At 69.0% G+C, this 26,837-nt stretch carries 16 protein-coding genes; 13 read left to right on the top strand and 3 right to left on the bottom strand.

Annotated features, from left to right (window positions below; all coding sequences use genetic code 11):
* Positions 1 to 2,094: a protein kinase domain-containing protein gene (locus CMC5_RS01355; protein ID WP_050428722.1), complete on the top strand. Its 2,094-nt coding sequence runs from the start codon at positions 1 to 3 to the stop codon at positions 2,092 to 2,094.
* On the opposite strand, the gene CMC5_RS01350 is transcribed toward CMC5_RS01355, so the two are convergent.
* Positions 2,070 to 2,360 (bottom strand): hypothetical protein, encoded by a 291-nt coding sequence (locus CMC5_RS01350; protein ID WP_156338031.1) that lies wholly within the window; start codon positions 2,358 to 2,360, stop codon positions 2,070 to 2,072. The two genes, CMC5_RS01355 and CMC5_RS01350, sit on opposite strands and share 25 nt — an antisense overlap.
* Before the next feature lie 127 nt (positions 2,361 to 2,487).
* Here CMC5_RS01350 and hutU point away from each other — a divergent pair, with 127 nt between their 5' ends.
* Positions 2,488 to 4,164 carry a urocanate hydratase gene (hutU, locus tag CMC5_RS01345; RefSeq protein WP_050428720.1) on the top strand — a complete coding sequence of 559 codons (1,677 nt, stop codon included), beginning with the start codon at positions 2,488 to 2,490 and terminating at the stop codon, positions 4,162 to 4,164.
* Between the two features lie 1,109 nt (positions 4,165 to 5,273).
* Here the strand turns inward: hutU and CMC5_RS48885 are convergent.
* Entirely contained in the window at positions 5,274 to 5,729 is a 456-nt protein-coding gene (locus CMC5_RS48885; protein ID WP_425394850.1) for a DUF6484 domain-containing protein, read from the bottom strand.
* Between the two features lie 338 nt (positions 5,730 to 6,067).
* Between CMC5_RS48885 and CMC5_RS01325 the strand changes: the two genes are divergently transcribed.
* The 10 genes from CMC5_RS01325 to CMC5_RS01280 all read left to right on the top strand — a co-directional run bounded on the left by CMC5_RS01325 (position 6,068) and on the right by CMC5_RS01280 (position 24,167).
* The gene (locus tag CMC5_RS01325) at positions 6,068 to 10,918 is read left to right on the top strand and encodes an AMP-binding protein (RefSeq protein ID WP_050428717.1); all 4,851 of its coding nucleotides are present in this window, start codon (positions 6,068 to 6,070) and stop codon (positions 10,916 to 10,918) included.
* Positions 10,915 to 11,913, top strand: a complete 999-nt coding sequence (locus tag CMC5_RS01320) for an NAD-dependent epimerase/dehydratase family protein (protein WP_050428716.1) — start codon at positions 10,915 to 10,917, stop codon at positions 11,911 to 11,913. Before CMC5_RS01325 ends, CMC5_RS01320 begins: the two co-directional genes overlap by 4 nt.
* 109 nt (positions 11,914 to 12,022) lie before the next feature.
* On the top strand, positions 12,023 to 12,970 hold the full coding sequence (locus CMC5_RS01315) for a diacylglycerol/lipid kinase family protein (protein WP_050428715.1): 948 nt from the start codon (positions 12,023 to 12,025) through the stop codon (positions 12,968 to 12,970).
* A gap of 91 nt (positions 12,971 to 13,061) precedes the next feature.
* Positions 13,062 to 14,303 (top strand): ketopantoate reductase family protein, encoded by a 1,242-nt coding sequence (locus CMC5_RS01310; RefSeq protein WP_082363350.1) that lies wholly within the window; start codon positions 13,062 to 13,064, stop codon positions 14,301 to 14,303.
* Between the two features lie 98 nt (positions 14,304 to 14,401).
* On the top strand, positions 14,402 to 16,330 hold the full coding sequence (locus CMC5_RS01305; protein ID WP_050428714.1) for a hypothetical protein: 1,929 nt from the start codon (positions 14,402 to 14,404) through the stop codon (positions 16,328 to 16,330).
* A gap of 18 nt (positions 16,331 to 16,348) precedes the next feature.
* The gene (locus CMC5_RS01300) at positions 16,349 to 18,106 is read left to right on the top strand and encodes a hypothetical protein (RefSeq protein WP_050428713.1); all 1,758 of its coding nucleotides are present in this window, start codon (positions 16,349 to 16,351) and stop codon (positions 18,104 to 18,106) included.
* 27 nt (positions 18,107 to 18,133) lie between these two features.
* Entirely contained in the window at positions 18,134 to 19,588 is a 1,455-nt protein-coding gene (locus CMC5_RS01295) for an OmpP1/FadL family transporter (RefSeq protein ID WP_082362147.1), read from the top strand.
* A gap of 667 nt (positions 19,589 to 20,255) precedes the next feature.
* Positions 20,256 to 22,877 carry a hybrid sensor histidine kinase/response regulator gene (locus CMC5_RS01290; protein ID WP_050428712.1) on the top strand — a complete coding sequence of 874 codons (2,622 nt, stop codon included), beginning with the start codon at positions 20,256 to 20,258 and terminating at the stop codon, positions 22,875 to 22,877.
* A gap of 48 nt (positions 22,878 to 22,925) precedes the next feature.
* Positions 22,926 to 23,564 carry a glutathione S-transferase family protein gene (locus CMC5_RS01285; protein WP_050428711.1) on the top strand — a complete coding sequence of 213 codons (639 nt, stop codon included), beginning with the start codon at positions 22,926 to 22,928 and terminating at the stop codon, positions 23,562 to 23,564.
* 30 nt (positions 23,565 to 23,594) lie between these two features.
* Complete coding sequence (locus CMC5_RS01280) at positions 23,595 to 24,167, top strand: hypothetical protein (protein ID WP_050428710.1); 573 nt, start codon at positions 23,595 to 23,597, stop codon at positions 24,165 to 24,167.
* A 55-nt stretch (positions 24,168 to 24,222) separates the two neighbouring features.
* Here CMC5_RS01280 and CMC5_RS01275 read toward each other — a convergent pair whose 3' ends face one another.
* Positions 24,223 to 24,816 (bottom strand): hypothetical protein, encoded by a 594-nt coding sequence (locus tag CMC5_RS01275; protein WP_050428709.1) that lies wholly within the window; start codon positions 24,814 to 24,816, stop codon positions 24,223 to 24,225.
* Between the two features lie 814 nt (positions 24,817 to 25,630).
* On the opposite strand from CMC5_RS01275, the gene CMC5_RS01265 reads away from it, so the two are divergent.
* Entirely contained in the window at positions 25,631 to 26,815 is a 1,185-nt protein-coding gene (locus tag CMC5_RS01265) for a DUF4339 domain-containing protein (RefSeq protein ID WP_156338029.1), read from the top strand.
* Positions 26,816 to 26,837 lie beyond the last annotated feature (22 nt).

Genomic DNA, 26,837 nt, shown 5'->3' with positions numbered 1-26,837 from the left:
ATGATCTTCGATCACCTGCGTCACCGCGCCGCCGAACTCTCGGCGATGGGCAGGACGCAGGAAGGCGTGACCCTCCTCCTCGCCGCTGGCGATCGGCTCGGCGCGTCGCTGCTGCTCGAACAGGCGTGTGACTTCTCCGGCGCCGCGCGCGAAGCGCTCGCCGCGCAGGACCCCCGGCGCGCCGCGCTGCTCGGAGCCCTCGGTGGGGACGATACGCTCGTCCAGCATGCGATCGCGCAGATGCGCGACGTGCACTCCCGCGACGACGTCCTGCGGCTCGGACAGGAGCTCCTGGCGCGCGGTCACGCCGTACAGGCGGCGCAGCTGTTCGACGACCTCGACGAGCCGGCCGAGGCCGCCGAGGCGTACCTCGTGGCGCGGGATCTCCGCCGCGCCGCGATGGCGTTCGATCGCGCCGGGCGGCCCATCGACGGCGCACGCCTCCTCGAAGCGGAGCTGCGGCGCCATCCCGAAGCGCATCCCCTCCGCCTCTGCCTGGGGCAGCTGCTCGTACGGCATGGTCGCTACGAGGCCGCCGTGCGCGCGCTGCAGCAGCTCCCACCGCGCAGCGAGGAACGTGATCGCGCCCTGTCGCTTCTCGCCCGCAGCTTGATCGCCCTCGGCTTCGACGAGGCAGCGCAACGCGTGCGCGGCGAGATCGCCGAGCGTGGACTCGTCGAAGAGCCAGCGGACGAGCCACCGACCAGCGCCGCGCGACCTCCGCGCGAGGCCTCCGGTGCACGGCGGGAAGCGCCCGACGCCGCGCCAGCCCAGCTCCTCTTCGGCCGTTACGACGCCCTGCGCGAGCTCGCCGTGAGCCCGCACGCACGCGTCTTCGAAGCCCGGGATCGCATCTCGGGCGAGCCCGTGGCCGTGAAGATCTTCGCGAGCACCACGCTCGGCGGCGGCCGGGACGCGCTGCTCCGCTTCGAACGAGAGGCGCAGGCCCTCTCGCGGCTGCGCCATCCTCACGTGGCCGCACTGCGCGCGTACCACCCCGAGGGGCCCGCGCTGGTCATGGCGTGGATGGCCGGCGGTTCCCTCGCCGACCGCATGCACCTCGAGCGCGTCGCGCCCGCCCGCGCCGTGGAGATCGCAAGCTCGCTCCTCGGCGCGCTCGGCGAAGCGCACCGCCTCGGGATCCTCCACCGCGACGTCAAGCCGAGCAACGTGCTCTTCGACGCCGTGGGCGCGGCGCACCTTTCCGACTTCGGCGCGGCGCACCTCGGCGATCTCTCGGGCACGGCGACGGCGGGCGCGATCGGCACCTTCGCGTACATGTCGCCCGAGCAGCGGCTGGGGCGTCCTGCGACGCTCGCCAGCGACCTGTTCGGAGTGGGCGCCGTGCTCTCGGAGCTGCTCACCGGAGAGATCCCTCGCCCTGCCCAGGGAGGCCACCTCGACGTGCCGCCGAGCGCCATCAACCCCGACCTCACCCCGGCCCACGACGCCGTGGTCGCGCAGCTCCTCGAAGAAGACCCCGCTGCGCGCCCGGAGGACGCCTTTGCCGCCCAGCGCTCCCTCCTCTCCCTCTCCTGGCCCCTGAGCGTCCCTCCGCTCCGGACGCGCGTGCCTGCGCGACAGAGCGGCCGTCCCCTCCCGTCGACGGACGACGCCGCCCAGCGCCTGACGGAGCCCACCGAACCCAGCGACGGCAGAGACGCCGAGGCGCGCCGGCATGACCGCTGGATCGCCCGTGACGTGCTCGTCCTCCCCCTCACCGACGAGGCGCTGGGGCGAGCAAGAGCCTTCGCTCGCGTCAACCACGCCGCCTTGCCGACGGTGCTCCGCGTCGACCGACGTGCTGCCGAGATCTGGATCACGCCACCCCGGGGGCGCGCCCTCGCCGACGGCGCTCCCCCCCTCTCTCCCGAGCAGCGCGCGCGGCTCCTGGAGGCGGTCACGGCCCTGCACGAGGCCGGTGGAGCCCATGGCCTCATCGACGTGCAGCACGTCTACCTCGACGGGGACGAGGTCACGCTCGCCTTCCCTCGGCGCCCGCTCCCGGGCGACGCCCTGCAGCGTGACCGCGAGGCCCTGCGACACCTGTCCGAGCAGCCCCTGGAGGGCTACCGGGAGCAGATCCCGTCGTAATAGTAGTCGTACGACTTCGTGATCTCGTAGCAGCAGTACCCATCCCGGTACTCCGCTTCGCTGTCCACGGACTCCACCTCACCCCCGCAGTTCGGATCCCCGAACACCCGCAGCGCCTCCGCTTGTGACGGGCACCCGTTGAAGGCCTCGTACTCCTGCTCCGTGTAGTCGAAGCAGCCGATCTTGGCGCAGCCCCCGGCACACAGGGCGAACGTGCCGAGCAGAACCAGCGCGGACAGGCGGAGCGGGGCGGTGAGCGAAGCCATGATGAGCGTCTCCTCGGCGTTCAAGGACAGCCGTCTGACAGCGGCCCCCATGATACCCGGGGACGCCCCGCGCGCGAGCCGGCGGTGGAGATGGCCGCCCGCGCCGGGTTGCGGTAGCACCGGGGCCATGTCGGGCGAAGCCAAGCAACATCGCAGGACCATCCGCGCCCCGCGCGGGCCGGAGCGGAGCTGCCGCGGGTGGATCCAGGAGGCGGCCCTCCGCATGCTCCACAACAACCTCGACCCCGAGGTCGCCGAGCGCCCCGAGGACCTCGTGGTCTACGGCGGCACCGGCAAGGCCGCGCGCTCCTGGGAAGCGTTCGACGTCATCGCGCGCGAGCTCCGGGACCTCGCCGACGACGAGACCTTGCTCATCCAGTCGGGCAAGGCCGTCGGCCGCTTCCGCACCCACCCGGACGCCCCCCGCGTGCTCCTCGCCAACTCCAACCTCGTCGGCCGCTGGGCCACCTGGGAGGAGTTCCGCCGCCTCGAAGGCCTCGGCCTCATCATGTACGGCCAGATGACCGCCGGCTCGTGGATCTACATCGGCTCGCAGGGCATCGTGCAGGGCACCTACGAGACCTTCGTCGCTGCCCGCAAAGCCCACGAAGCGCGCGTACCCTCACGCGAGGGCCGCTGGCTCCTCACCGCGGGCCTCGGCGGCATGGGCGGCGCGCAACCGCTCGCCGCGACCATGGCCGGCATGGCCTGCCTCGGCATCGAGATCGATCCCACCCGCATCGAGAAGCGCCTGCGCACCCGTTACATCGACGAGCGCATCGACGATCTCGACCGCGCCCTCGCCGCCGTGGAGGAGAGCGCGCGCTCCGGCAAACCACGCTCCATCGCCATGTGCGCCAACGCCGCCGACGTCTTCCCGGAGCTCGTCCGCCGCGGCATCACCCCGGACCTCGTCACCGAGCAGACCGCGGCGCACGACCCCCTGATCGGGTACATCCCCCCTGGCCTCTCCCTGGACGAAGCCGCCGCGCTCCGCGCCCGCGATCCCCAGGAGTACGTCGCGCGCGCCAAGCAAGGCATGCGCATCGAGGTCGAGGCCATGCTGGAGATGAAGGCGCGCGGCGCCGAGGTCTTCGATTACGGCAACAACATCCGCACCTGCGCGCAGGAAGCCGGGTGTGAGCGCGCGTTCGACATCCACGGCTTCGTTCCGGCGTACATCCGTGACCTCTTCTGTCAGGGCAAAGGCCCCTTCCGCTGGGTGGCGCTCTCGGGCGATCCCGAGGACATCCGCGCGACCGATCAGGCCGTCCTGGAGGCGATGCCCCACGACACCGATCTCCACCGCTGGATCGAGAAGGCCCAGCAGCACATCGCCTTCCAGGGGCTGCCCTCGCGGATCTGCTGGCTCGGCTACGGCGATCGCGCCCGGGTCGGCCTGGCGTTCAACGAACTCGTCCGCACGGGCAAGGTCAAAGCGCCGATCGTCATCGGCCGGGACCACCTCGACTGCGGCTCGGTCGCCTCCCCGTTCCGCGAGACCGAGGCCATGAAGGACGGCTCGGACGCCATTGCCGACTGGGCGCTCCTCAACGCGCTGGTGAACACCGCGGCGGGGGCGTCCTGGGTCAGCTTCCATCACGGGGGTGGCGTCGGCATCGGCAACTCCTTGCATGCCGGCATGGTGGTCGTCGCCGACGGGACCGAGGCCGCGGCGCGTCGGCTGGAGCGCGTCCTCACGAGCGATCCGGGGATGGGCATCATCCGGCATGCCGACGCGGGCTACGAGACGGCGATCCAGGTGGCCGAGGACAAGGGCGTCCACGTCCCGCACCGGAGCTGACCGAAAGCACCCGGCCGCCGCTTTTCATCCTCAGGGCGGTAGCACCTGCCGGGTGGTGCGTGTGGACACCAGTTCACCGAGGGACCTGCTGTCTTCGGATGGAGCCTGGACAGAAAGCACCTGTCGGCGACCCGTCATAGTGATCGAGAACACGGTTTCTGATTCCGTACAGACAAGACGAGGCCCTGAGGACGCGAAGATCGTTCGCGTCCACGCGAAGGGTGGTTCGTGAGGACACGAAGGGATCTTCGTGTCCACGTGAAGGGTGGTTCGTGTGGTCATGAAGATCGTTCGCGTCCACGCGAAGGGTGTTTCATGTGGTCATGAAGATCGTTCGCGTCCACGCGAAGGATGGTTCGTGAGGACACGAAGGGATCTCCGCGTCCACGCGAAGGATGTTTCGTGTGGTCATGAAGATCGTTCTCGTCCACGCGAAGGGTGTTTCGTGTGGTCATGAAGATCGTTTGCGTCCACACGAAGGGTGGTTCGTGAGGACACGAAGGGATCTTCGCGTCCACGCGAAGGATCGCTTCCGTGGTCGTGAAGCGTCTTTTCGTGCTCACGAACATCGTTCGTGAGGACACGAAGCAACTTCATGCGACACGAAAGATCTTCGCGTGGACGCGAAGGAGGTTCACGTGGACGCGAAGCAACTTCATGCGACGCGAAAGATCTTCGCGTGGACGCGAAGGAGGTTCACGTGGACGCGAAGCAACTTCGTGCGACACGAAAGATCTTCGCGTGGACGCGAAGGAGGTTCACGTGGACGCGAAGCAACTTCGTGCGACACGAAGGAAGTTTCCGTGGACGCGAAGCAACTTCGTGCGACACGAAAGATCTTCGCGTGGACGCGAAGGAGGTTCACGTGGACGCGAAGCAACTTCGCGTGACACGAAAGATCTTCGCGTGGTCATGAACGCGATTCGCGTCGATGAGACCGAACTTCGTGCGTCCCGAAGAAAATTCACGAGAACGCGGCGCCCGCTGACGCCCACGCGCCACGCGCCCACGCGCCCACGCGCCCCATGGTTCACCCCGGCACCCGACGGTTCATCCCGTGACGCCAAGACCCTCCCACGCCAGCCAGCTTCCTCGCCGATCCCCTGGCCTCAGTTGATCTGGACCGAGCCCCCCTGGATCCGGTTCACCCCGGACGACCGCGTGAGGACGTAAGCCCCTCGGATGATGATCTTGCCGGCGCGGGTCAGGGTGATGCTCGACTTCCCGCAGCGCAGCACGATCTCCTTCTCGGCCGCGAGCTCCACCCGCTCCGTGTCCACCTGCGCCTGCACCCCGGGCGCGGCCCCGGGCACGAACATCCGCCCCATCACCACAGGCCGTTGCGGAGAGCCCCCCTCGAACATCAGCGCCACCTCGGCGCCCACCTCGGCCGACGTGAGCGGCACCATCGCCCGCGCGATCACGCCCTCGGCTGGACTTCCGGGAAAGACGACCCGCGCGCCCGCCGGCCCCACCTCCTCGAGCCGGCCCACCAGGATCCCGTCCACCCGCTCCGGCAGCGTCACCGCAGCGGCCGTGCTCCTGGCAGCGGCCTCGGCGAGCACCAGATCCAGCAGCGTCTCTGCGGCTGCGTCCGCTTCCTCCCCCTCATGCCCCTCACCGGAGGCCTCCTCGGGTTCCAGCAGGATCACCGACCCATCGTCTTCGGACGACGTGCGGCTCGCGTCGTCCTCCATCGGCGGTTGCACGAAAGCCTTGGTCATCACGCCCTCCACGAGGAACTCGGACGAGAAATCGTTCGACATGATAAGCCACGCCCGACCGAGTTTCGTGGCGCACGACCCGACGCAGCGCGCCGGCCTGGTGCGCGTAGCAGCCTTCGCGTCAGGACAGCCTTGACGCACCCGGGCCCAGGCGCGAATTGACGCGGATTCGCGGAGTTATGATGACCGATCGCCTCCACAGCAGCACCAACGGCGTCCACCCGACGGGGGCCGACGACCACCTCGCCCTGACGCACGGCAGCCCCCAGCGCCCCCCGCTCCACCCCGCGCGCGTCCTCGCGGGCAAGCGGCTGGTGGTCGTCGGCGGCACCGGCTTCCTCGGCAAGGTCTGGTTGTCGATGCTGCTGGCTCGTTTCCCCGAGATCGAGCACCTCTACCTGCTCGTCCGGCCCAAGGCCGATCAGTCTCCGGAGGAGCGCTTCTGGTCGCAGATCGTCCCCTCGCCCGTCTTCGATCCCGTGCGCGAGCAGCACCCGGGCGAAGCCTTCGAGGCCTTCATCCGCCAGAAGATCACCCCCGTCGCCGGCGACATCGTCGAGCCCCTCCTCGGCCTCTCGGGCCTCTTGCCGACGCTGACCGGCAAGATCGACGCCGTCGTCAACGTGGCCGGCGTCGTCGACTTCAACCCGCCGCTCGACGAGGCGCTCGAGGTCAACGCCTTCGGCGTCAAGAACCTCGCCGAGCTGGCGCGCGCCCTCGGCGCCGCCGTCCTCCACACCTCGACCTGCTACGTCGCCGGCTACCGCTCCGGCCTCATCGAGGAGGTCAACCCCCAGGAAGTCCCGTTCCCGCGATCGCAAGGGACCACCTGGTACGGCGCCTCCTGCCCCAAGCGCACCCTCGAACGATCCCACTGGGATCCGCAGCGCGAGATCGACGAGTGCCTCGACATCGTCAAGCAAGCCCGCCAGCGCTGTGACGACGCCTTCCGGCAGAGCGCCTTCCTCGACCAGGCCAAGCACAACCTGGAGAAGCGCGGCGAACCCAGCCGCGGCCGCGCCCTCGACAACGAGCTGGCCAAGGTGAAGCGCAAGTTCATCAAGGACCACCTCACCGAGGCGGGCCAGGAGCGCGCGCTCTTCTGGGGCTGGACGAACATCTACACGTACACGAAGAGCATCGGCGAGCAGGTCCTCGCCGCCTCCGGCGTGCCCTTCACCATCGTCCGCCCCGCCGTGATCGAATCGGCCTGCGAGTACCCCTGCGTCGGCTGGAACGAGGGCATCAACACCTCGGCGCCCTTGCTCTACCTGATGTCCAAGGGCCAGGTGCAGATCCTCGGCGACCACGACGTCCGCCTCGATCTCATCCCGGTCGACATGGTGTGCAGCGGCATGATCGCCTCGCTCTGCGAGCTGATCGAAGGCACCGCGCCGGCCGTGTACCAGTACGGCTCCACCGACGGCAATGGCTGCCGCATGACCCGCTACCTGGAGCTGATGGGCCTCTACAAGCGGCGCCAGGTGCAGGACGGCAAGCGCACCACCGTCTTCGACATGATCTCGCAGTACTTCGAGCCGCGGGGCATCACCCTCAAGCAGTACGAGACCCACGGCTCCCGCCGCATCGCGAACACGCTGGAGGGCCTCGGCGGCCTGCTCCGCAAGGCGAGCGTCGGTCCCGCCGCGGCACTCCTCAAGCCCGCCGCCAAGGCCCTCGAATCTGCCGCCCGCGTCGAGGCGCAGACCGCGATGATCAACGAGGTCTTCAAGCCCTTCACCGCCGAGGGCGACTGGGTCTTCTCCTGCGCCAACACCCGCGCCGCCTTCGACCGCATGCCCCCCGACGAGCGCGCCGCGTTCATCTGGTATCCGGAGAAGATCGACTGGCGGCACTGGATGTTCGAGATCCACCTGCCGGGCCTCGAACGCTGGGTGTTCCCCGAGATCGACGCCCGCTTCAAGCGCGAGCTCAAGGCGCTCCGCCCCTACGACCACCTCATCGACATGCTCGACGAGCTCACGGAGCGTCACGGCCACGCGCTCGCCCTCCAGCGCCTCACCGACGAGGGGCTCACCCGCACGAGTTACCTGGAGCTGCGTGAAGCGGCGCTCGCCACCGCGACGCGCCTGCGCGCGCTCGGCCTCGCCCCGGGCGACCGAGTCATCCTCGCGGGCCAGAACCAGCCCGCCTGGCCGATCGCTTACTTCGGCATCCTCTGCGCCGGCGGCGTCGCCGTCCCCGTCGACCCGGGCCTCGAAGCGCCTCAGCTCGCGAACATTGCCCGCTCGTCCACGGCGACCATCGCCCTCTGGGACGACGGCGTCGACGCGCGGATCGGCGACACGGCCCGCAGCACCATCCCGGGCCTCCGCACCTTCGACCTCGAGCAGTTCACCGAGCCGCTCGCGGAGGGCGAGGGCGTCGCGCAGCCTGCGTACCGCCCGCACACCGAGGACCTCGCCAGCGTCATCTACACGAGCGGCACCACGGGCGAGCCCAAGGGCGTCATGCTCACCCACGGCAACTTCACCGCGCTCATGGCCGCGCTGATGCCCGTCTTCCCGCTCGGCGCGCGCGACCGCGTGCTCAGCGTGCTGCCCTTGCACCACACCTTCGAGTTCACCTGCGGCCTGCTCCTGCCGCTCTCGCAGGGGGCGCGGATCATCTACCTCGACGAGCTGCAAGCCGACCGCCTCTCCGAAGGCCTGCGGCAAGGCCGCGTCACGGCGATGGTCGGTGTCCCCGCACTCTGGCAGATGCTGGAGCGCCGGATCATGGCCCGCGTGAAGGAGGAGGGGAAGGTCACCGAGACGGCCGTCGGCTGGGGCATGGAGCTGAACCGGCTGCTCGGCAAGCGCTTCGGGGTCAACGCGGGGCGCCTGTTCTTCGGCAGCGTCCACGACGCGCTCGGCGGCAACGTCCGCTACCTGATCTCGGGCGGCGCGGCGCTACCGAAGGACACCGCCGAGGTCTTCTCGGGCCTCGGCCTCCACCTCAGCGAGGGCTACGGCCTCACCGAGGCCTCGCCGGTGCTCACCGTGGCGAAGGCCTCCGCGCGCTCGCGCGCAGGCCACGTGGGCAAGCCCATCCCCGGGGTGAGCATCAAGATCCAGAACCCCGACGCCTCGGGCGTCGGCGAAGTCTACGCGCGCGGCCCCAACGTGATGAAGGGCTACTTCGGCAACAGCGAGGCCACCTCGCAGGCCATCGACGGCGACGGCTGGCTGCACACCGGGGATCTCGGCAAGCTCGACAAGCGCGGGCAGCTCGTCATCGTCGGGCGCGCGAAGGAGGTCATCGTCTCGGCGAACGGCGAGAACGTCTACCCGGACGACGTCGAGAACCTCCTCGGCAAGCCCGAGCAGGTGAAGGAGCTGGTCATCGTCGGCATCGACGATCCGCGCGGTGGCGAGCGGGTCGCGTGCCTGGCCGTGCCCGAGCCGCTCACCGAGGGCGAAGGCGCCGCGGCGCGCACCGAGCGCCGGGAGAAGGCGCTCGCGGCGCTGCGCGAGGCGATCCAGAAGCTCCCCAAGGCGGTGCAGCCGTCGGTCGTCCACCTCTACGACGCCGACCTGCCGCGCACCGTCACCCGCAAGGTGAAGCGCAACGAGGCGAAGGAGATCCTCGCCCGGCTGGCAAAGGCGTCGCTGCCTCCGCCCGTCGAGGCAGGGGCCTCGGGCGCCGTCCGCCACGCGCTCGCCACCATCGCCAACCGCAAGGCCGCCGCGCTCTCGCCCGCGATGACCCTCAAGGGCGACCTCGGCTTCGACTCCTTGATGGGCATGGAGCTGTCGGTCGCGCTGGAGGCCCAGAGCGGACGGCCCGTGGACCCGACCCGGCTCGCGCGCTGCGAGACGGTGGGCGACGTGGAGGTCCTCATGGCCGAGGCGGGCGCTGCCGCGCTGGTGACCACGGGCCACGACGAGGTGGTGGAGGAAGAGCAGGAGCCGATCCGCTTGCCGCCGGTCGTGGCCGACGCGGCGAAGAAGGTGCTCACCTCCGCGCAGATGGGCTTCTACGGCAAGGTGATGCGCCCGACCGTCTACGGCCGCGCGTACATCCCGCACAACCGCAACACCATCGTCGCCTCGAACCACGCCAGCCACCTCGACATGGGTCTGGTCAAGTACGCGCTCGGCGGCTACGGCGACGGCCTGGTGTCGCTCGCCGCGCAGGACTACTTCTTCGAGGATCGCTGGCGCCGCGCCTACTTCGAGAACCTGACGAACCTCGCGCCCTTCGACCGCAAGGGCGGGCTGCGCCAGGCGCTCCGCCAGGCGGGTGAGGTGCTGGAGCGCGGCCGCACGGTGCTGATCTTCCCCGAGGGCACGCGCAGCCCGGATGGCGCCGTCCACGAGTTCAAGTCGGTGATCGGCCACCTCGCGCTCACCCACGACGTGGACATCCTGCCGGTGTACCTCGGCGGCACCTTCGAGGCGCTGCCGAAGGGGCGTGCGCTGCCCACGCGGCGCGGCGTGGTGGCGCGCATCGGGCCGCCGCTCACGGTGGCGGATCTCCGCCGGCTGACGGCAGGGATGAAGCCGACGGTCGCTTACCGCAAGGTCGCCGAGTTGACCCACAAGGCCGTGCTGGCGCTGCGCGACGGGAGCGTCCTCGATCTGAGCCGGGTCGAGCGGATCGACGAGGCGGAGGCGCAGAAGGAGCACCCGCTCGTCACGCTGTTCCGCGAGGTGAAGGCGCGGCACCTGCCCGGCAAGGTCGAGCAGGCCGTCACGTACTACGTCACCCTCGGCCCCGAGGCCGATGCCAAGTGGACCTTGCGCGTGGGACCCGAGAGCTGCGAGGTCCACCTCGGCAAGCCCGAAGGGGGCCAGGCCGACTGCGTGCTCAAGACCACGCCGGAGATTTTCACGAAGATGATTCGCGAGGGGTATGTGCCCGGGCCGGTCGAGATCATGTCCGGTCAGGTCAAGTCGAACGACGCGTCGCTGCTCTTGCTGTTTCCCAGGGTGTTCGCGCTCGGTGACAGCTTCCGACCGGGCGACGGAGGGCCCGGGATCGCTCCGGCCCACGAGGGTCAGGCGCAGGTCGAGGTGGAGCGATGAGCCGCTACCTGGTCACCGGGGCCACCGGCTTCCTCGGCACCCACCTCACCGACCAGCTCCTCGCGGCAGGGCACGAGGTGGTCGCGCTCTGCCGCCGCGCAGCCCCCGAGCTCGCGGCGAAGGGGGTGACGGTGGCGCCGGGGGACATCCTCGACGCGGCGAGCGTCCGCGCTGCCGCAGCGGGTTGCGAGGGCGCGTTCCACTGTGCGGGCAAGGTGTCCCGGCGTCGCGAGGATGCGGCGGAGCTCTACCGGATCCACGTCGACGGGACGAAGACCACGCTCGATGCGTGCCGTGAGGCCGGCGTGCGTCGCGTCGTCCTCGCCAGCACCAGCGGCGTGACCGCGGTGAGCAAGGAGCCTCTGGTCCACGACGAGACCGAGGAGCCGCCGATGCAGATCATCGCGGCGTGGCCTTACTACCGGTCCAAGCTCTACGCCGAGCGCGCCGGTCTGGATCGCAGCGGCCCCGAGTTCGCGGTGATCGCGGTGGGTCCCTCGCTGCTGCTCGGTCCGGGCGACGTGCACGGCTCGTCGACGGGCGACGTCGTGCAGTTCCTGGAGCAGAAGGTGCCGGTGGTCCCCGCCGGGGGCCTCTCGTTCGTCGACGCGCGCGACGCCGCGACCGGCTTGATCCTGGCGATGGAGAAGGGGCGTGCTGGCGAGCGTTACTTGCTCAGCGCGGCCAACATGACCCTGGAGGCGTTCTTCGGTCGTCTGGAGCGGGTCAGCCGGGTGCCGGCGCCGACGATCCGACTGCCGAGGAGCATCGGCCTCGCCAGGGCGGGCGCGCAGATCCTGGAGCGTCTGCAGAAGCACCTGCCCGTCGAGCTTCCGCTCGATCCGGTGTCGGCGGAGATGGGGCAGCACTTCTGGTACGTGGACGCGAGCAAGGCGCGGAGCGAGCTGGGATGGTCACCGCGTGACCCGCTCGCCACCCTCGCCGACACCGTCGAGGATCTCCAGACGCGGGGCGTCATCTGGCCGCGCGTCTGACGCGGTGATCCTTCGACGCCCGTCCCTGCGATCTGCATGCGGATCGGTTTCGACGGGCGTCGCTGGTTCCGGTCCCATCCGAGCGGGTGAATGGAGTAGGTAACGTGGGGTGCGCCCGCTCATCATCGTCAATCCTCGATCGGCCGGCGGTAAGACCGGACAGCTCTTCGACGGCATCACTGGCACCATCCGTCGCGCGCTGGGCGATTTCGACGTCCAGCGGACCGAGCGGCCTCGCCATGCCGTGGAGCTGGCGCGCGTTGCCGCGCAAGAGGGGCGAGAGCTGGTCGTGGCCGTGGGCGGGGACGGATGCATCCACGAGGTGGTCAACGGCTTGATGCAGGCGCGTGACGGCGGTGCGCTCCGCACGCGTCTGGGCCTCATCGGGCAAGGGACGGGCGGCGATTTCCGCCGCACCCTGGGGCTCGAGCACCGGCTCGAGCATTACTGCGCCGCCCTCCGGCAGGGGCGACCTCGGCTCATCGACATCGGGCAGTTCAGCTACCGCGATCACGAGGGGCGCCCGGCCGAGGCCTACTTCGTGAACATCCTCTCGGCAGGGCTCGGTGGGCTCGTGGACAAGCATGTGGCGCGGATCCCCAAGGTCGCCGGGGGCGCGCTCGCCTACTTCGCCGCCTCGGCGCGGGGGTTGATCGAGAGCCGGATCGGTCGCTTGCGATGTCGTCTCATGCTGAACGGCGAGGGGCGTGAACTGGAGATGGAGACGCGCCAGCTCACCATCTGCAACGGGCGTGTGTTCGGGGGTGGGATGAAGGTGGCGCCGATGGCCGAGCTGGACGATGGTCTCCTCGAAGTGGTCGATCTCGGTGCGGCGTCGCTACCGCGGTTCATCGCCGTGTCCATGGGTGTCTACTCGGCACGTCATCTGCGTCACCCGGACGTGAAGCACCACCGGTGCGAGCGCATCGAGATCGAGCTGCTCAACAAGGACGCCGAGGAGCGCTTCTTGCTCGACGTCGACGGCGAGCCGCTGGGCCGCTTGCCCGTCTCGGTCTCGGTGATCCCGCGGGCGCTGGAAGTGATGGGGCCGCCGTGACGTGACGCCGTCGGCGCGGCGACGCCGACGCGACGCGCCACCACGAAGGGCCTTCGGATCCTCGGCCGGAGGGTGGTAGATGGGTGGGGCCATGAGTGACGTCGACGCCCCCGCGCCCCCGCCTGAAAGCACCCCGGAACGAGCTGCCGACACCCCGCCGCGCCTCCTGGTGGTCGGTTGCGGTGGCATCGGTGGTGTCGTCGCGGCGCATCTCCTGGAGCAGGGTCACGACGTGACCGCGCTGACGACCAACCCGCGGATCGCCGACGCGATCAGCATCAACGGCTTCCGTGTGCGAGGGGATGGCGGGCCCGGCACGGTGCACGGGCGCGTGGTGCGGTCCCTCACCGAGTGCGCGAAGGCCGGAGGGCGGCCTTTCGATTACGTGCTCCTCGCGACGCAGCCGCCGCAGGTCGAGGAGGCGGCGCGCGAGGTGCTTCCTCACCTGGCACCCCGGGGCGCGATGGTCTGCTTCCAGAATGGCCTGTGCGAGGAGCGCATCGGCCGCATCGCTGGCACCGAGCGCACCCTCGGCGCGATCGTGGCGTGGGGCGCCTCGATGATCGAGCCCGGGCTCTACGAGCGCACGAGCCCGGGGGGGTTCGTCCTCGGGCGGCACGACGGGGCCAGCGATCCGCGCATGGACGAGCTCTCCAGGATCCTGGAAGCGATCGGCCCGACCACGGTGACGAACAACCTGGCCGGTGCGAGGTGGTCGAAGCTGGCCATCAACTGCGCCATCTCCTCGCTGGGGACGATCGCTGGCGATCGCCTCGGGGTGCTGATGCGGCATCGGCACGTTCGGCGGCTCGCGCTGGAGATCATGACCGAGGTGGTCGCGGTCGCGCGGGCCAGCCGGGTGCGGCTGGAGAAGGTCGCCGGGACGCTGGATCTCGACTGGATCGCGCTCACGGAGGCCGAGCGGCAAGTCGCCGGATCGGCCGGGCTGGTGGCCAAGCACGGGCTGCTCTTGGCCGTGGGCGCGCGCTTCCGCAGGATGCGGTCGTCGATGCTGTCGGCGATCGAGCGAGGGCGGACCCCTGCCGTGGAGTTCCTGAACGGCGAGGTGATCAGCCGCGGGGCGGAGCTGGGGGTGCCGACCCCCGTGAACGAGGCGATCCGGGACGAGGTGCTGGTCATCGCGTCGGGTCGCCGCCGTCCGGCGATGGCGAACGCACGCGCGCTTTACGATCGGACGCGGAATCTCACGGCGAGTTCGACCATCCCGCGCAGCGCGGTCGTGACCAGGACGTCCGAGCCTGCTGTCGCGGACGAGGGGGTGACCGCCGTGAACGGGGATGCGCCGCGGGACCCACCGATATCGGCGGCGTGATGCTCAAGTGCATGGCTCGCGTGCCGCGAAGTCCGGTACCGTGAGCGGAACGGTCGGCGCTTGCGCTCGGTGCAGGCGCTGAGAGGGAGTCGCTTGCAATGAAGTGCTTCTCGATCCTCGCTGGGCTTCCGCTGCTCGTGGCGCTCGGTGGGGCCGTCGTCGGGTGCGACGGTGGTGGTGATGGGGTGGGTGGTGAGGGGGGCGTGGGCGGTGCGGGGGGCGCTGGCGGCGCTGGTGGGACGACCACGAGCAGCGGGACGGGCGGCGTCGAGGCGCCGACGCGTTTCTTTCTGCGCATCGAGGACGGGCCGCCTCCACCGATCGTGCTCGACCTCGACAAGCAGAAGGCGCTGGAGGTGTTCGGCGAGGCGGCGGCGCGAGAGATCCGGCTGCTCGACGTCGACTCCACGGCGATGCTGGGCAACGTGCTCGACAGCATCCAGAACGCTTGCGGGACGGGGTGGCGCGCGGACGCCGCGAACCCCGCGCACGACTGCAATGCCACGCCCCTCGGGCAGAGCTTCGGCGCCTCGTGGCAGACCACGCCGGAGTTCGCGATGGTGCGGCTCCTCAGCATGACGCCGGCGAACGCGAAGGTGATCGGGACGTCGCTCGCGGACTTCGAGGCGCTGATCAACGGCAACCCCGGGACGTTCTCGTTCTCCTTCGCCGATGTGCTGGCCGAGAGCCTGGGGATCGCCAAGACCGCACCGTTCGTGCCGATCGATCAGCTCGTGGTGGCGCTGCAGGAGCAGCTCATGGGGACGCATGCGGCCATCGGCAACACGACGGGCAGCTTGCCGATCACCATGTTCGATGCGCTGAACGACATGACGCCGCTCGCGACCAAGCTCGGTCCCATCGGCGCGGCGCCCTGGAGCGGTGCGGGGGAGCATCCAGGGGTCCTCGTGCCCGACAGCGGGTCGTTCGTCACGCGGAGCGACGCGCTGTCGCCCGACTTCAAGATGCGCGTGGTCGCCGAGTCGAACCTGCGCTGGGTCTCCGGGGTGGATCTGTCGAAGGGGGCGGGTGACATGTTCCTGCAAGAGGGGGACGCGGCGCTGGCCTTCGATTTCCTCGATCCCGAGCGGCTCCAGATCGAGGGGGTGGCGGCGAACCCGACCATGGACATGCGCTTCTCGCTCCGCGAGAAGGCGGGGATCGTTCCTTCCTGCACCGAGACGCCGGCGTGTCAGGCGAACTTCCCCGACACGCCCGTGGGGACCGGCACCGTGTGGACGCTGCCGCGGTGGCTGCTCGAACCCATCGTGGGCAAGGCGGGCCTCTCGACGTACGAGCAGCGGACCTTCGAGAAATGCTACCTCACGTTCAACCAGCAGTGCCGCACCGGGGTCAAGATCGGTCGAGACGGCAACCCTCTGGGATGGACGATCTTCAACAACCAGATCTCCTTCTCGGGTGAGCCGCCGCTCAGCGTGCCGGAGCCGCAGTTCCTGTGGGAGCTGCTCTCCGAGGTCGCGCAGGTGGCGGTACACGATCCCGACGGGGACGGGGTACCCGACATCGCGGAGGGAGAGGCAACTCCGGTGTTCGCGCTGCACGGCGTCTCGATCGGACTCACGGGCGAGGAGATCATCGAGCAGATGCGGCCGATGCTCCAGGACCAGGAGGGCTACATCGCCGAGGTGATCCTGGGGCGGTTCTGGAAGAACAACGACGCGCTCGACTTCTTCTACCGACGCGCCACGCCCGGAGGGCAGCCGTACCTCTACTTCGTCGCGGAGTCCGACCTGCGCCCCGACGACGGCAACGCGAACACGCCGCGTCCCTACACCTACGAGCGCCCTGGCTTCTTCCGTGAGGCGGATCTGAACGAGGGAAGCCGGGTCTCCTCGAAGACGGTGGACGGCGTGGCCGACACGACGCACGAGAAGTTCCTCCTGCCGCAAGGGGAGACCGTCCTCTACATGCAGGACGACGAAGGGAAGCGTTACGAGGTGCGGTTCTTCGTGCCCGAGGCCGGTTCTCTCGAAATCACCGCCGACGTCCACCCCGTGGCGCCCTGAGGAGCCGGGAGATCGACCATGCGCACAGTCTCTCGTTGCTTCGCCGTCTCCCTGCTCGTCGCGACGCTCTCCGGCTGCGTGACCGAAGTCACCCTCGACGAGACGCCGTCACCGTCTGCACTGGGCGTGGGCGAGAGCCGGGACATCGAACTCCGGTTCCTTCGGTTCGATGTCGAGCAGTTCAAGCAGTCGCTGACGCTCGACGATCTTCAAGCATTGCCGACGCGGGTGCTGGAAGACACGTGGCTGCTCGACCTCGACATGTCGAGCCTGGTGCAAAACTCCCTCCAGCAGGTGGCCTACCTGCCGCCCGCGGAAGCGGCGACGCTCGCGCAGCCCGCGCGCAATCTGTGGAAGCTGCTCAATCTCACCGCGGAGAGCACCGACCTGCGGGGGACTCGTCTGGAGCCGCTCCTCGGGGTGGGAAAGGCGGTGGGACTCCCGCCTTCGTTGATCCTCGCCGATCTGGCGCAGGTGAATGAGAACGACGCGCTCATTTCGACGGAGATCACGGCGCGCGCGGTGCTCGATAACGTGGTCGCGACGCACCCCAATGCGCAGCTGCGCAAGGGGCCAAAGGATGCCGCGCACCCCGACGGGCTCCATCCGGTCACGCCGGGCGCCATTCCGGTCTACCTGATCGATGTGGTGAACAGCTTCGCCGGGCTCGCGGAGCGCTTCGGGCCCGCGCCGGCCTGGGAAGAGGGCGCCCCGGCCCACCCGGGCTTCGTGGTGGCCTCGTCGCCGGTCTCGGCGGCGACCGAGGCGTTCCGGATGACGGTGAAGGTCGACCTCAATGCGCTCCCGTACAAGGGCGTCGATGCCACGAACGTCTCCGCGGCGAGCGTGAACAGTACGGGGGGACAGATCGACGAGATCTTCGACTTCAGCCAGCCGGACTGGCTCGCGCTCGATGGGCTGGCGGAAGACCTGCGGGTCGGTGAGCTGACGATGGCGATCGGGGAGAACGCCGCGTTCCTTCCGAGTGGTGACAGCCGTGAGCCGCTGCCGCGCGGCAACTCGCCGGTGTGGCAGACGCCGCCCTGGGAGATGGAGCACATCCTCGCGACCGCCGGTTATGCGCGGGCGCAGACCATCAGCGCGCATTGCACGACGTATGCGCCGCAGGGGACGGTGGAAGAGCCCTTCGAGGCCGTCGAGGTGTGCATGGACGAGACCGGGTGGGTGGACATCCGGGTGGACCCGAGTGTGATCCTGGAGGAGCCGCCGCCGCCGCCGTCCTACTTCTGGGATGTGCTCCTCGAGGTCGCGCAGGTGCGGTTGCACGACGGCGGCTTGAGCGAGGGGGACGCCAACGTGGAGATCACGGTGCGGGAGGTGCCCGTCGGAGTGAGCACCGAGACCCTGGTCACCAAGATCCGCGAGAACATCCAGGGCAATCCGGCGGCGCTCCGTGGTGTGGCCGAGCAGCTCAATGACAACACCACGGGGGATGCTGATTTCTATTATTATCGGACGTCCGACGACAAGGACTGGTTGTATTTCATTGCCGCGTCGGACCTGCGACTGGACGAGGAAGGGAACCCCGTCCGCGCTTATGGCTATGTGAAGCCTGGCTTCTATGCCGACGCCGGGCTGAGCGAGAAGGTGTCGACGCGGGAGGCGGTCGACGGCGATGCGACGCACGAGAAGGTCCGGATCGAACCGGGAGCTTCCGTGTACTTCGAGGACGACCAGGGGGCCGTCTACCGCATCGATGCCGGCGACAAGCCGAGCCGACATCGCATCGCGCTCACGCTGACCCGTACCCGCTGAAGAATTGCCGGTGAGGAGCCTTCTCGTATGACCGCTCGACCGTTGAAACTCGCCTCCGTGGCGACCGTCGCCCTCGTCTGTGCGGCGCTCGCGCCCCGTGCGGCGTACGCTTCGGGACTGGACGCGCCGATCGTGGGGCCGGGAGACGCCGGGCCGACGACGGCCGACGCGGCCTCGGTGCAATGGAACCCGGCAGGGCTCGCGTTCGTGAAGCGGCCGCAGGTCCTGCTCGGCGCGGGATTGATCCTGGGGCGCGTGACCTACCAGCGGGAGCGGCGCGGGACCTACCAGACCCCGGACACGTTCCAGTTCAAGACGCCGCTCGATCCCGCGAACGTCGATGCGAGCAAGGCGGGGCTCGCCGACGGGGTCGCGGCAACGCCGATCGCGCCGACGGGAGACGCGTTCCTGGCGGTGCCGGTGCACGAGCGGTTGACGCTGGGAGCGGGGGTCTACGTGCCGCACGCGGCAGCGCTGAGCTTTCCCGCGGACGGGGCGCAGGCGTGGCAGCTCCGCGAGGCGTTCATCGTGGCGTCGTTCATCACGGCGAGCGCAGGGGTGCGGGTGACCGACCGGCTCGGGGTCGGGCTCGGTGTGTCGTACGTGACGGGCCTCGCCGAGCTGTCCAAGCTGCAGGACTTCGCCTCGCTCGATGAATTCCGGCGGGCGTTCGCGAACGATCCGATCAACCAGCCCAATGACTTCGGTCCCTCGGCGCCGACCGAGGTGCGTGAGCTGGATGTTCTCTCGCGTCCGATCTCCGTCAAGCGAGGCATGTCGCACGGCGCGACGTTCAACGTGGGGCTCACGTGGCAAGCGACGGACGAGCTGACCGTGGCGGCGGCCTACCAGCACGGGACGCGCATGCGCTACCGCGGCGACTTCGCGATCGACATGAACGACGAGATGTTCACGCAAGACCTGGCGTCGCAAGGGCTGCGGTACAAGCCGCTGCTCAAGGGAGACGCCGAGCTGGTCTTCCGGCTTCCACGGCGGGTCACGCTGGGCGCGGGCTACCAGGCGACGGAGCGGCTCCGGTTCGATGGGTTCCTCCAGTGGGTGACCTACTCGGACGTGGATGCGTTCGTGGTGGAGACGCAGTCCCCCGATCTGGCGCAGCCGCGGCTCGGCATCGGGGACCGGGTGAAGGTGCGTCTGCCGCGCGACTGGAACGACACGATCTGGGTGGAGGCGCGCGCGCAGTACCGGGTGACGGACTGGCTGCGGGGCTGGGTGACGGCGGGGTATCAATCGCCCGCGTCACCCGACCGCACGATCGATGTGGCGTCGCCGGATGGCCATCGCCTGATCGGGGGCGCGGGTGGCGAGCTTCAGGTGACGGAAGGGTTCTCGCTCCTGGGCGACGTGCGGCTGCAGGGCATCTTGCCGCGTACGGTCACCGAGTCGGATCACGATCTCGGCAATGGCACGTACGGGATGTTCCTGGCAGCCATCGGCGGCCATCTGCGCTTCCGTTTCTGAGCTCTGGAGGAGGGCCAGGCGTCGCGCGTGCCCTGTCGGGCGAGGCATGTCGTCTCGTGGGGGTCGCGCGGCGGCTCAGCGCACGCGAGCGCGTGACGGCTGAGCGCACGCGTGCGCGCGGCGTCCGGCGGCAAGTCATCAGGGAGCGCCTGATGCACACGGCCGGTGACTTCGCCCGCTTCTCGATGCAACGACGTCAGGCCCGAAGCGGCGAGACATGCCAAATTTCCCGAGTGGATCGCGGGGTGGTGGGGCCCCGACGAGCTTGGCTCGGCGGGGCGGCGGGGGCGCGTGCCCCTGCCGTGTGAATGAGAAATCGGTGAGGGCGTAGTTCGCTGGTCGGCCGGTGAGGGACACGCGGCGGCGTGAGGGCATTGCGGTGGGGGGCCATCGTCGCGGCGAGATGCTCGGGGCGGGAGGCGCGCGCGGTGGTGTCGGGGCATTGCGCTCCGACGAGTTCCCCTTTCGCGTCACAATGGGTCAGACGGCGATGCCGAGAGCCTTGCGCGCTGCGACGCGAGCGAAGGCATTGGTATGTCCAGCGCGTTGATTGCTGGGCGTGAGCCGACGTCGTGCGGCCGACCGGTCGGCACGAAGTTCGCCCTCTTCGCTATGCGTCTGCCTGCACTGGCCGCGGTTCCTCGCCGGAGGTACAAGTCATTATTCAATGCCAAACGAGCTGCCACCCGACGCCGCACGTACGCTCCGCCAGCTCTCCGACATCGCGGCTGGGGAGTGGACGGAGCAGGACACGGGCGTCATCCCCCGCCAAATGCAGATGTTATTCATGCAGGCGCCTGCATCCATCGCGGTGTCGCTGGGGCAAGAGCACCGTATCGTGCTTCAGAACGAGGCGCATCGCGCGGCGGTGGCACGCGATATGGTCGGGCGGCTCGTGGCCGAGGGGCTGCCCGAGCTTGCAGAGCAGGGATACCTCGCGCTCCTCGATCGGGTCTTTCATACGGGCGAACCGTATTCGGCGCGCGAGGCGCCGATGGTCATCCGGCATCCCGACGGTGCGCAGCAGCTCGGGTACCATAACTTCATCTATCAGCCGCTGCGGGATCGCGGGGGTCACGTCACCGGGCTGGTCTATATCGGTCATGACGTGACCGAGCTGGTCAGGGCGCGGCAGCGCGCAGAGGAGCTTGCCGAGCGGCAGCGCGCCACCATTGAGGCGCTCCGCGCCAGCGAGGATCTGGCGCTCCGACGAATGGTCGAGCTGCAATCGGTCTATGACCACGCACCCATCGGTCTCTGCGTGCTCGACACCGATCTGCGCTGGGTGCGGATCAACCACAAGCTCGCCGAGAACAACGGGCTGCCGGCAGGGGCTCACCTCGGCCGGAGCATCAAGGACCTGTTACCGACGATCGCAGCGATCGCCGAGCCCGAGCTGCGACGTCTGATCGCGACAGGGGAGCCGATCGTGGGGATCGAGCTGACGGGAGAGACGCTGGCCCGGCCCGGGATCCGGCGCACGTGGGTGGAGAGCTTCTATCCTCTGTTCGACGCCGAGCAGCGGGTGATCGGCATCAATGTCGTCAGCCAGGAGGTCACGGAAGAGCGACGGCGTCAGCGGGGCATGGAGATCCTGGCGGCGGCCGGCACCGTGCTGACGGCGTCGTCCGAGATGTCGTTGATGCTGGAGGCGGTGCTCCGGATGGTGCTTCCGGATCTGGCCGTGGTGGCGATGGTCGATCTCGCGGCGGGGGAGGACGAGCTTTCGGGTCAGAGCCATGTCGCATGCGAGCGGGAGGCGCTCGAGGGGCTGTTGAAGGGCGACCGACGGGATCACCCGCTCGGGGACGCCCATCCGATCCGGCAGGTGCACCGCGTGCGGCGCTCGCGCATGCTCCGGGGAGGGGCCGATGTGCTCGCGAGCATCGCAGGGAGCGAGGAGGTCGGGGCGAAGCTCGCGGCGCTCGGGCTGCAGTCGGCGATCCTGACGCCGCTGCTGGCGCGTGGGCGGTCTCTGGGGGTCCTGTCGCTCGCGTCGCGTCATTCGCTCGACGAGACGGATCTGGCGCTCGCCGAGGAGCTGGGGCGGCGCCTCGGGGTGGCGGTGGAGAGCGCGATGCTTTTCGAGATGGCGCAAGCGGAGCGGCGGCGGGTCGAGGAGGCGAACCGCGCGAAAGACGAGTTCCTGGGGGTGGTGAGCCATGAGCTGCGCACGCCGTTGACCTCGATCCTCGGCTGGGCGTCGATGCTGCGGCAGCGACAGCTCGCCGACGAGATGCGGGAGCGGGGGCTCGAGACGATCGAGCGGAACGCGCGGATGCAGACCCAGCTCATCGAGGACCTGCTCGACATCACGCGGATCACGACAGGGAAGCTGCGACTGCAGGTCAAGCAGGTGGAGCTCTCGCTGGTCGTCGAGGCTGCCCTCGATGCCGTGCGGCCGGCCGCCGAGGCGAAGGGGGTCCGGCTGGAGCACCAGAGCGACGAGGCGGTGGTCCGCGTCATGGGCGACGCGGAGCGGCTCCAGCAGGTGGTGTGGAACCTGCTGTCCAACGCCGTGAAGTTCACCGAGCGGGAGGGGTGTGTCCGCGTGCGGCTCCGGCAGACGTCGAGCGCCGCAGAGATCTGCGTCGAGGATACGGGCAAGGGGATCGATCCCGCGTTCCTGCCGTACGTCTTCGAGCGATTCCGTCAGGCGGATACGAGCACGACGCGCCACCATGGTGGGCTGGGGCTGGGGCTGACCATCGTGAAGCATCTGGTCGAGCTCCATGGGGGGACGGTGTCGGCGTCCAGCCGGGGTCCGGGTCACGGAGCGTCGTTCAGTGTGCAGCTCCCGCTCGCGGCGCCGGTGGTGACGGAGACCCCCTTGCTGCGACCGCGCGCACAGAACGGGGCTTCGCTGCACCGGGAGATCAAGCCACCCGGGGTGGAGGGGCTGCGCGTGCTCGTGGTCGATGACGAACCCGACGCCCGCGATCTGATCGCAGCGGTGCTCGGTGAGTCCGGGGTGAACGTCACGTGCGCCAGCTCCGCCTCCGAGGCGCTGGCGCGCTTGCAAGCGCTGCGACCCGACATCCTGGTCTCCGACATCGGGATGCCAGGTGAAGATGGTTACACCCTGATCGAGCGGGTGCGCGCGTTGCCCCCGGACCGAGGTGGGCGCACGCCGGCCGTCGCCTTGACCGCGTACGCGCGGATGGAGGATCGGACCCGCGCGTTGCTGTCGGGCTACAACATGCATCTCACGAAGCCGGTGGAGCCGACGGAGCTGCTCACCATCCTCGGCTCCGTCGCGCTCTCCAAGGGGACGGGCTCCTCACGGTGAGAGGCCAGATGGCTTGACGTACGGCCTGCGGGGGGCGAAGAGTCGCCCATGGCGTCTCCGTCTCTGACAATTCACGGATCGAAAGGGTGGGGCTCCGCGATCATCGAGGCTGCCTGCGAACTCGTGGGTGAGCCGTACACGATCGAGGCGGTGGACCCGTCGACGCCAGGGAAAGCCCTGGACCGGCTGCTGGCATTGAACCCGCTCGGTCAGGTGCCGACGCTGGTGCTTCCGGATGGCAGCGTCATGACCGAGAGCGCTGCGGTGATGCTCTGGTTGCTGGAGCGACACCCGGACTCGAACCTTGCACCACCGCCAGGCGATCCGCGGCGAGGGACGTTTCTGCGCTGGCTGGTCTATTTCGTCGCGGCGATCTACCCGATGTACACGGTGGGTGATTACCCCGAGCGCTGGGTGAAGGACCAGGCGGCCCGCGACCAGCTCCTGGAAGCCACCGTGCAGCGGATCCTGACGTGCTGGCGTGTGCTGGAGGAGGGGCTCGCCCCGTCCACGTATCTGCTCGGAGAGCAGTTCACGCTGATCGATGTCTACGGATCGATCATGTCGCGCTGGCGGCCAGGTCGAGAGCGCATCCGGGCGGTGGCACCGCGTGCCATCGCGGCTGCGGAACAGGCGGAGGCGCATCCGATCCTGAGCCGTGTCCTCGAGCGCAACTTCGGGTCGTGATCGACGCTCGAGCGAGGGAGTGAACCGCTCATGAGCAACGTCAAGGGCAGCGCGCTGGGGAAGCTCAAGGAAATCGTGATCCTTCGCCACGGGGCGGCGGGGATGGAACGGTGGACTTCAGGGCTCATGCAGGACGACGCGGACATCGTGGGCGGTCTGATCCTGCCGAACGCCTGGTATCCGGTGAAGCTCTGGAACGATCTGGTGAACCGCTACGTGGCGCTCTTCGGCGGTGGTGACATGCAGAGCTTCCGTCAGGTAGCGGACCGCATCGCGGAGACGGACCTGCAGATCTTCTTCAAGGTGCTGCTGAAGATGGGGTCGCCAGCGACGGTGGTCCGCCGCTCCAACTCTCTATGGGAGCGTTATTTCGATATCGGTGTGATGGATTCGATCGAGGTCGGACCCAATCACTTCCAGACCCGCCTCACGGCCCCGCGGGAGCGGGATCGCGGCCCCGGTCGCGTGACCTGCACGGCTGGTGTGCCAGCGTGGCAGGAGCGGGCCGTGAGGAGCGCTGGGGGTCGAGCGGTGAGATCGGTTCACCAGCTGTGCCGTTTCGACGGCGCACCTGTATGCGAATTCGATATCACCTGGTCGTGAGTCCGATAGCGTCGGCAAGGAAGGGGCTGGTCCGACAGGGCAGCCCCTCGGCCGTTCACAGCGCAGCGTAAATGGTCGAGAACGCTGCCGCTTCGCCACGGAGAAGGACGCCCAGCCGAGGGTTGGGGGCCTTGAAGGTGTGCAGCTTGGCATTCCGCACATCGAGCAGTGCCAGCACCTTGCCGGGGTTGCTCTCGGCGAGGCCTCCCGCGAGCAGGTTGAGCACCACGGTGGTGCGCTTGGCGGAGAGCGGTTCGCCGCGGAAGTAGACCTTGATGAGGTGCGGCTTGCCATCGATCACGAGCCCCAGATCGGGATTGATGTTGATCTCGACGTCTCCGAGCTTGCACGAACCGACCGGCGGCTCGAACCAGGTCATCTTCGCCGACGACTGGAACTTGCGGTATCCCTCGACGATCGAGGGGTAAACGCGCCGACGACGCTCGTCACGCTGCGCGGAAAGGAACTCGTCGAGCACGGTGTCCGGCTTGCCACCGCGGTGCATGTCGACGATGGCCTCACGGATCTGACGATAGAAGTCGAAGCTGAGATCGTCCTTGCGTTCCTTCCACTCGCGGACGCCGGCGAGCTTGGGGGTCCCGGCCTTGAGCACGAAGTCGACGAAGTACGTCAGCGAGATCTTGTCCATGATGCTCCTCTGCGTCGCGGTGAACCAGCCATCTGGTCACCGCTCAATCCAGTGATTTAGGTGTTCAGGTCTTAACACGGATGACACCCCAAACCCATTGAAATAGCCGTCGGATGGGACAGAGAAAGTCCTCCCGTGTCGCGCTCGTCGGTGCTGTCCACATCCGGCGTGAACAGGGATACGCCTGTCAATGCAGCGCTATTCCGAGTCGATCTGGATTTCGACATGCGCCGCAACAGATAAGCAAGGTTCGCGCGAGGCATAGGGTGTCAGATCGTCGTATTCGTGCCGTGAGGTCGAATGGTCGCAAGTTGGCGCGACAGATGGATGACCCATGTGCGTCGGCGGTGGGTCAGGTCGTCGTGATGGCCAGCTGCGTCGTGGAGACCGTCACGACGCGACGCGTGGTGTGGATGGGTCACCCACGCACGGCGTCGGCCAGAGGCGTTGCTGCGATGGGATGAGGTCTCGGTCTTCGGCGTGAACTCGACGCAGCGCACAACCCGCGTCGTGGGGGTGCACGAGCCCGCGTTCTTCTCGTCGCACGTCGAGACGTTTCTGTGACGGCAGTCCCCACGCTGCAGCTGACCTCCCCCCTTCGTCCCCCGGTGCGGAGGTGGTTCACCTCCAGCGGTTTCGTCCGCATCGCTCGGGCCACCGACGCGCAGGGGGCCCGGGTTCGATCGGCACTTCCATATATACCCCCGCCCCTTGCGCTTTCTTGGCCCGGTCAGACGACCTTCGCTAACGACGCTCTCACGGGGGCACGTCCTGGAGGCGCAGCAGGTCTCCGTGGACGCGCAGCAGGCCTGGGATGGCGCTCACGTCTGGTGAGCGGCCCAGGACGCGGAGCGGAGTGCTGATGGAGTACACGGCGTACGACAGAGCGCAGAGCGTTGCGAGCGGGGCGGGAGCGCTGCCAGGGGGCTGTGTGAGCCAGGACGAGGTGTCGTCCGAAGCCCCCACGATGCCTTGCATCGCCTCGACCGACGATCCGCGGAACGCACTGCCCCGGTCGATCCCCTGGTGCGTGGATCGAGGCAGCGGGCTGTCGGCGATGAGCACGACCGAGCTGTGGCAAGCGCTGGAGTCGGGGGACCTCGAGCCAGAGACGCGGGTGTGGCGTGAGGGCCTCGAGTGCTGGACGCCGGCGCACCAGGTGCGAGAGCTGCGCTGGACCGTGTCGCCGTTGATGTCCGTTGAAGGTGGACCCGACGCAGGCGTGGATCCGGCGCTCGTCAGCGCGGGCCTGACGCCCTCCGAGGTCGGGGCGATGCGGGACTGGGCTGCCGCGGGCGAACTCCATGAGCCGGAGCCGTCGACCCAGTTCAATCGAGAGCAGCGTTCCGTGCTGCCGACGATGATGTCGACTCCGGAGCCCACCGAGGAGCCGGAGGGGCCCATTTCTCTGGAGCTACCGACCTTCTTCCCGGAGGCGCCCGCAGCCACGCCGATCACGTCGGGGCCGGTGCGGCTCGACGCTGGGGAGGGACATGGAGAGCAGGACGCGTCGCAGGTGGACGACGGCGTCCTCGGCGCGGCGGCGCGGGTCGCTGGGGTGGGGGACAGGGCGGCGCGGCTGCCAGGGGAGTTCGCTCCCGCGCGCGCCTCGAGGCTGCGGCGTCTCGCCGAGCGGCTGGGGCTTCGCAAGGACGCTGTGTTCGTCGCGGCGTCGTTCACTCTGGCGGGCGTGGCCACGGGCGCGACGTTGATGGAGACGTGGGCGCCGCCGGCGGCCCTGGCGGTGGACCTGGCGGTCCAGCTCCCCATGGGTGAGACCGTGGCGTCCGCAGGGGGAGAGCGGATCGGTGTGACCGTCGATGTGTTCCCCAACGCAGAGACCGAGGTCGTCTCGGCGGCTTCGGGAGCGCTGGAAGGGGCCACGGAGGGAGCGCACTGCGTGGAGCGGGGCCAGCAGCGCTTGCGCCGGGGTCACGCCGATCGATTCCGAGGGCGAAGAGCCGACAGCGTGGGTGCGAAGCGCGAAGAGTCGCGCTAAGGTGCGCCGCGTCCGCTGCCGA

The sequence above is a fragment of the Chondromyces crocatus genome (genome assembly GCF_001189295.1).
Taxonomy (GTDB): Bacteria; Myxococcota_A; Polyangia; order Polyangiales; family Polyangiaceae; genus Chondromyces; species Chondromyces crocatus.
The sequence above is the reverse complement of the archived record's forward strand: the minus strand, read 5'-3'. Positions and strand labels throughout refer to the sequence as shown.